This is a genomic window from Vibrio sp. M250220, from assembly GCF_036533795.1.
Lineage (GTDB): Bacteria > Pseudomonadota > Gammaproteobacteria > Enterobacterales > Vibrionaceae > Vibrio.
Genome location: NZ_JATABI010000078.1, coordinates 1 through 7,704 on the forward strand (window position 1 = coordinate 1; position 7,704 = coordinate 7,704).

Annotated in this window: 4 protein-coding genes and 1 pseudogene; all 5 read right to left on the reverse strand. The window is 46.9% G+C overall.

Features of this window, described 5'->3' with window-relative positions:
* Nucleotides 1-198: 198 nt before the first annotated feature.
* On the reverse strand, nucleotides 199-516 hold the full coding sequence (locus QTN94_RS18800) for a hypothetical protein (protein ID WP_331418760.1): 318 nt from the start codon (nucleotides 514-516) through the stop codon (nucleotides 199-201).
* A gap of 15 nt (nucleotides 517-531) precedes the next feature.
* A complete protein-coding gene (locus tag QTN94_RS18805; protein ID WP_331428515.1) occupies nucleotides 532-5,346 on the reverse strand; it encodes an RHS repeat-associated core domain-containing protein in 4,815 nt (1,604 codons plus the stop codon).
* On the reverse strand, nucleotides 5,343-6,275 hold the full coding sequence (locus tag QTN94_RS18810; protein ID WP_331428516.1) for a DUF4123 domain-containing protein: 933 nt from the start codon (nucleotides 6,273-6,275) through the stop codon (nucleotides 5,343-5,345). The genes QTN94_RS18805 and QTN94_RS18810 overlap by 4 nt, the downstream gene beginning before the upstream one ends.
* Nucleotides 6,268-7,254, reverse strand: a complete 987-nt coding sequence (locus QTN94_RS18815; RefSeq protein ID WP_331428517.1) for a DUF4123 domain-containing protein — start codon at nucleotides 7,252-7,254, stop codon at nucleotides 6,268-6,270. Before QTN94_RS18815 ends, QTN94_RS18810 begins: the two co-directional genes overlap by 8 nt.
* A gap of 62 nt (nucleotides 7,255-7,316) precedes the next feature.
* Nucleotides 7,317-7,704 (reverse strand): annotated as a pseudogene (locus tag QTN94_RS18820) (ankyrin repeat domain-containing protein); the annotation flags it as partial.

Genomic DNA, 7,704 nt, shown 5'->3' on the forward strand with positions numbered 1-7,704 from the left:
TATAGTGAGGCGGATTCATATCTGCTCATGTTCTTTATTTCCTTCATTTGCTGGTTACAAACGAGGACATCTTGAACATGAGCGTTCTTCGGGCATAGCCCAAAGGAACGATCACCACCTTCTAAAGAAGGTGGTTTAAGGTTAGAAAACAAAAATACTTCTAGATTTTTCTGAAGGTGTGCCCCTATAACCTCGAAATTATTTGAGATTAATATACTTTATTTCCAAAATTTTACTATTTTCTATAGTATATTCTTTAACGGAGTCAATATAATTACATAATTTTGCGGAACAAATTTCTTCAAGAGTAGCTGGGAGTATTTTTCCTTTAAGTTTAAAATTGCAGCATTTGTCAAAATCTCCAACATCTTCAATTTTGTCCCAAAACATCACATATTCACTGCAATAAAAATAAATTTTGTTGTCAAAAAACTCTGGGATTGTACAGAGCTCTACTCCATCACTTTGTCTTTCATGCATGTTATAATCATGATTTAAGAAAAATACATTTTTCATCGTACAATTTTAATCCTATTTGGGAAAAGCTGTTATTACTCTATTTGAGCCTAATTCTGTTACTATTCGAATTGTATTTAGCTTTTGACCATGTCCTGGGAGAGAAGGGTTACCTCCTTGAATTCCTGCGTTTGGAGATGGTATGTCGTAAACTAATCTATTTCCTTGTACTTGTGGCTGAATTCCTGTTTCTTTAGCTCGTTTCCAAGCATCAGCTGTTTGATTAATTGAGTTGTCATTAAATACACCATGGGCAGTGTTTCTGCTTGGGTCATCCACATCATGTCTGCGCACATGGTCCTTTCTGCTAAGACCTTGGGGATCCTTGCCCCCCCAGTCCAGCGGTCCCTTCGGTTCATCTCCATGCGCTGCCCCCACCAACCCAAACGGATCCACCCAGTCCATCGGATTGTGTACATACGCTTGTGGTCTTAAACCACCCGCCATGCCGATGGGGTCAGAGCTTAAATACTGCCCGCTGTCTGTATCATAATAACGGTGCAGGTTGTAGTAAAGCCCTGTTTCTCTATCAAAGATTTGGCCTTGGTAACGTAAATCACACTCTATTGGGTCGTTGGCGGCGTCTTCAAAGTATTGTTTGGTGAGGCCTTGTAGATGTTGGTGCTTGTAGCTGCCCCAGAGTTCGTGTTGCCCCCGCCAGATGATATGGCCTTGCTCGTTGCATAGCTCGCGCGGTGTGCCGGCGTGGTCGGTGACCACATAGCTGAGCGCCGAGGTGCCATGAATATTATCGGTATTGATTTGCGCCAGCGGCCTAAAACTATCGGGTTCATACACCCATTCAATGGTGCTGAGCGCCGTGCCATCCGCACACACTTTCTGCTGCTGAATCAGGTTGTCGCCATCCCACAGGTAATGCAGGTTAGCGTGTTTGGTTTGGCTTTGCTCGCACTCTTTTGCGATTCGCCTTCCAAAAGGATCATAACGGTAACGCCAACGTTCTTGGTTGGGCAGCTCGACTTTAATTAACTGATCAAAGGCGTTCCAGACGAACTTGGTGCTTTTCGCTCTGTATCCATTCTGCTGCTCAATTTTTTCTATTACCCGACCGCATTCATCGTAGCGATAGGTGTAAGGACCTTTTTTCTCAACCCTGCCCGCACGGTCGTATTGATGTGTGTTCTTCTCTTCGCGCTTTTGGGCGAGGTCAATCACGTTGTCGGCTAACGGGAGCGTGCTTTGCTGGTTGAGGTTGAGCTCGCTGTCGTAGCCGAAAAGCTGAACCTGAGTCGCCTTATCTTTCCAGGATTTGGTTTGCCGCACTTCGCTGATTTGTCCATTCGGATTCAAACGAAGGTCGGTTTTACCGAAGTAAGATTCATCGATGCCGACCAGGCGGTCGAGGGCGTCGTATTGGTACTGGCGCAGTAAAGCGCGGTCTCTATCGGGGGCGTGTTCGTTTAAAAAACCCAGTTGTTGATGTTCTAATAAGCCCGTTTTACTCCATTGGTGGTGAAGCCTAAAGCCGTTGTGATTGTCTCTTAAGGTTTCTAATCCGGCTTTGCTGTGGCTAAAGTGAAGGGGGGAATGTTCACCGATGGCCAGCTGTTGTAACTGCCCTTTCTGCCACAGCAGCGCTAACGGTGTGTTTGCCCCTTCTAACGATTGGCGAATGCCTGCACTGTCGTAGCGGTGTGTCAGGGTTTGCCCATTCAACGTTTCTTTAATGACCTGGCCGGAAGCGTTGTATTCAAACCCGACCCACGCATCGCCATTTTCAGCGGTGACTAAGCGGTTGGCTTTATCGTATTCATACCAGGTGTTGCTGGTGACAACGGTTTGAGCATCGCGGGTTTGAATTTGAGCCAGTTGTCCATTGGTGTGGTAGTAGTAGTGTTGGGTGTGTTGGTCGGGCTTGGTTTGTGTCAGCAGTCGTCCCACTTCGTCGTAGGCAAAGTGGTGTTGGCGACCATCATAGTGGTGTTCGGTTGTTATTCGTCCAGATGGGTCAAATTCGTATCGCCACTGTTGGCCTTGGCTGTTGGTCACCCCCGCAAATTCGGCCTCAGCGTTGTAATGGTAGTGGGTAGTCGCGCCCAGTGGGTCGGTGGCAGACGCCAATTTGTCGAAGGCGCCATATTCATAGCGAGAGACATTGCCAAGGGCGTCCGTAATGGCGGTGATGTTACCTTCAATATCGTATTCAAATTGGGTTGTTGAGCCATCTTCATACTCGACTTGATAGGGAGATAGGCGGTTGCCTTGGTAGTACCAGCGTCGGGTCAGTTGCTCATCACTGGTGCGTTTCACCAATCGACATTGTTTGTCGTAGTAAAAGGTAAATCCAACGCTGTTGTCGGGAGAAATGCGCTCTAGCATCCCCTGCTTGTTATAGCCATAGCGGGTTTCGGAGCCATCGGGCGATGCAGTTAGCGTCCGCTGTCCCAGCGCGTTGTATTCATGTCGCCACTCACGGGCATCGGGATCTTGCACCGAGAGCAGCAAGCCTGCCAAGTTGTACGCGTAATGCCACGTACTCGATAGTGGGTCACAGTAGCTGAGCAGTTGTCCATTGTCATTGTAGGAATAGGTATGAACTTGCCCATTAGGCTCGGTGACCTGAGTGACGTTACCCCAGTCGTCGTATTGGTATTCGGTGCGCTGACCTAATGGGTCGGTGACTGCTGTCAGGTTATCAAAATTCCACTCTTGATCGGTTCGGTTACCTTGCGGGTCGACAATCGCAATGATGCGGTTTTTATCGTCTTTTACATATTGGGAGGTGCCACCAAAGGCACTTTGGTAGTAGGTGATCCGTTGTTCATCGTCGTAGTGGATGTAGTCATTCCAATATTGGCCGGCACATCGAGTGGCAATGGCTCGGCCTTGTACATCGTAATCGTGCTCAACCCATGTGTCGGCAAGGTCATTCCAGCGAGTGAGTAAGCCTGTTTTGGAGTATGTGTAGTCGAAGTTTCGACCGTCATTGGCTCTGACGGAAACCAGGTGACCGCGTTGGTCGTATTGATAGGTCGCTAGGGTTTGGATGAGTTGTCGATGCTCATCCAATAAATCGAGCTGCTCGATACGGCGGTGTTGAGTATGGACTTGGATCAGAGTGTCGTCTGACAGCACCACCCATTTTAGGGTGCCACGTTCATAAAGAAAGTGGACTGCGTTGTCACTTGCATCAGACAGCTGGGTGAGGCGCACTTGATTGCCTAAGGCGTGGCCAAAGTGGTATCTTCTGCCGTCTTTATTTTTGAGGATGAAAGCCTCATTGGTGCGATAGAGTCGCCATTCTGGTTTTAGATTGGATTTTGAGCACTCCTCCCCGTTTGGGATAGCAAAAGTCGCGACGGAATAATCGACATCGACAAAGGTGACAAGGTTGCCTTTAATGTGAAGACAACGATCCCAACTGCTGCGCCAAATCGTCCCGAGTAATCCTGTCTCTTGAGCGCCGGTGGATTGGTAGTATCGGCGATGCTCAATGGGAACGAAGCCAGGTAGGGTGAAGTCTTGTCTCTCTTCAAAGACTTTCCCTGTCGACATATCGATCGGTTCGCCCTCGGATGTAGAGGTTTGCCCGTCTGTTTTTTTTTCTACATTATTGGCCTCACCTTGATTTTGGCTCGTTCGGGTTGAATGAGGATTATTTATTCCGGCATTGATGTTATCGGGGGTTTTCGCGCTCCCTTTGCCTGTTCCGGTCACACGTGTGACGACTTTGCCAATAAATTCCTGCACTTTATTGGTTAGCCATGCCACCATGTCAATGATCTTTGCAGAGAGCTTTTTCATGGCATCAATCATGCCTTGGAAAGCGTCTTTCATCAGCGTGAAGATCCACGATGCGCCGTCTTTCAGGGCTTGCTCAAGGCCAGCGATGATCTCATCGATCAACGCTATTGCTTTTTTACCATACTCCTGAAGTTTGGGCGCAAAGTCAGACAGGTATTTGACGACATTACCATTTGATATGCTGCGGATGGTTTTCGTTGCAAGTTGAAACGCGGCGGGATTGGGTTTACGCATCGCATCAATGACCGCATTGCCAGTTTTTTTAATGGCATCGCCCAAACCGGGTACAAAGCCAATGCCGACCAAAGCACCCGCTGCCCAGTGCCATGAATCGAGGTTATCGCCTTGATAGGTTTTCCAGCCCCAATCACCGAGGTCATATAAGTCCATAGCTTGGCCGACAACGGGCACAAACCCCAACGCAATTTGGCAAAACAATAAAATGGTCGTGTTATCTTGAGATTGCCCGGCGAGCTCAGCGGCCAAACTGGTATGGATATTATTGACCGCTTCACGTAACTCTCTTGGGCCTTGGTTGATGTGTTTATTCAGTGCCCAAAAACGTTGGTAAGCGGGGTCGTATTTATCTTCAACACTTAACGCCCCAAACCAAACTTTATTGTCGATATCAATGAAGTGGTTGGAGCTGTCGTCTTTATCATAGGTGAGAATGTTCTCTCGGCTCAGAATGCTGTAAAGAGAAAAGTATTCGCCAGCCATCGTCGCGTGGGTAGGGTTATGTTGCAGGGAAGGGTTATTAGCCAGCACCTCGTCTGGGCTGAATTCGTCACTGCCTTCATAAAGCAAGAGCTCAAAGCCGCCACAGCCAATGTTTTCAATTTTGCACAGTCCTTTTTCGTCGGTAACGCCTTTGATGGTCGTGCCGTTACTGTCTTTCATAACAAAAGGAGCATTGGGGACAGGCTTATCGTCATCATAGTGGTAACGAATAAAGATTTCACAGCCACATTCGATACAGCCGCCAGACAGTACATTATCGGTTGAGAAATTTTGCTCAGCCGCTTGTGCACTGCTAATGAGCTGTGTTTTTCTGTCTTGATTCATCCTTTGTGCTCCTTATCCAGTTGTTCGATAGCGCACTGATACAGTTTGTCCATGCGAGACAGAGTCCCCATTACTGAGGGGGCGTTGAGCGGTTGCTGTGCCCATGACGTCTCAATAAATTGTTCCCCCAATACGGTGGCTAAGCTCAAGTAGCGGATCACGTCTTTTTCGTTGGTGAATTGGAGTCGATTGGCGGTATCGATGTTACGAAGTAAAAAAGTGGAGAGCTCGTTATCGCTCCAGTTTTCCACGTCACTGTGATGCTGTCGTAAATGGTCAGCGTATTTTTTATGCTGATGACGATGGGCGAAGGCCTTCAAAGCAGAATGTTGCTTTTCGCTGAGCCGTTGCGGTGAGCGGTGTGGCAGTGTGCTTTGTTGCCTCGTGTTTAACGAGATTTGTTGGACGTGAGTCTGATCTTTATGCCAATAGGCAAACGTCTCAAACGGGCCAAAGAGCGAGGTCAGTTCACTTGGATTACTGGCATTAAGTAGCACTTGTAATACCTCCCAGTCGGAGAGACGAAGAAGCATGGCTCCCTGCTCATGACTCCCTTGGTCGGGTTCAATTAAAGTCCATTCGCGTAAATGATGGAGTAGATAAAACCAAGAATTGTTGCGTGTTAGCGCCTCTTCCCTTGGAATGAGTAGGATGCCCCAATGTGGCTGAAAAGCGATGTTTTTTTCAAAATCTGACCACCCCTCTAGTTTGAGTAGATAAGGTGAAATAGAAGCATGGACCTTGCCCATTTCGCCCCAGTATAGGGCGTTCTCTTCATCGGCAGATAGGTTGTGTTTAAGAGCGTCATCTGCCAAGGTTCTAACCAAGGGGTTGATGGCAGATTCAGCCAGTAGGTACACGGGTGTGTCTTGAGTCATTTTTTGCCAATCGACAAGCGCAACCTTGTTATAAAGTAAATGTTCAGTCATTGATTAACTCCGCACAGCCTTCAATACCTAACCAACCTTGTTGTTGATACCCGTGAAGTAAATCAGGCTCTTGTTGAAATCGTTGATGGAAATGCCCAATGGATTGGCGCAGTGGATATTGGCGAAGGCGTGTTTGAAAGTCAGGGTGGTCATCGAAGTGGCTGCTTAAATAAAACCGATACATGGCATAGGTTTCATGTGCGAGTGAAGATTCATTCGGGTATTTTTGAGCTGCGATGGCTAACCCCTCCCAGAATAGGTTTTTTACATTGGCATAAGGCAATAGCCACCCGTATTGTGGTGCCAGTTTTTCATGAAGTATGCCCGCTAAAGTGTTGATGCGTTGTTCGTAAAAGAGGACATCATATTGCGCTTGTGTAAGGGTTAGCTGAGTGAACTTTTGTTGTGATTCAAGCTGTTGATTAGTTAACCAATCAACAGCTTGAATCTTACACAATGCTTGATTTTTCTCCGATGAAAATGGGGCATAGAGCGCGATATGTTTACCGCATAACGCGGCTTGTTGTTGCTGAGTAAAGACTTGCCACAGTTTTTGCAGCACTGAAAAATCATAGAAACGCAACATAGCCTGCTCCCCATTTGGGTAAATGCAGGTTAGCCACTTAGCCCAGTGCGCTTGGATCTCTTTCAGAGTGCCTGGGTAAACCCCAACGAGTCCAAAGCGGAGAAACGCGTCACCCTGCTCAAGCAGCCAAAAAAAGAGTGTTTCGCCTGGTTCCCCCTCTTTTATCTCGATCAATAAAGGAGAAAAATCTGACAGTTGCTGATAGTCCGTATTTTGATAAAGAGGCAGCCAGTGCGCATCGTTTCGAGTAGAAAACGCCCCCCAAAATTCATTTATTTTTGGAAACAACGGTTTGTCGACCAGTAGATAAAGCGTGTCAGATGTATTCGACATAATATCGAATAGCGATACGCTTTTAGTTTCTATATCGTCGTTGGAAGATTCTGGCATCATAAGTACTATCCCGATCTGAATTCGTCAGATCTTCATGTTTCGGAAACTTTGGTCTTGCAGCGCTAAAAGCAGTGCTCTATACCAAAACGTTCTTTGAGGATCTTTTCATCTTGGCGTTTTTCCTGCTCGGTTTGTTCACCTAGGAACTCATTCACACCTTCCACTTTGCATTCTGCTTTAGGCATATAACCGTGCGGCTCTTTACAAAAAACGATGTCATTGCGAAAACGTTCACCGAAAGGTGTCAAAGCAGGGAACTTGACACCTTTTTCAACAAGTTTCTGCTGGATTTTGAGCATCTTTTGGTAGGCTTCGGTGGATGGATCCATATGCTCTAATCGCTCTTGAACGCTGTAGGAAACAGAAATACCTAAATTATTCATTGCGTATGGATCTGCTCCATGGTTGAGCAAGTAGAGAGAATCATCAAACCGCACTGGAAGAATATGT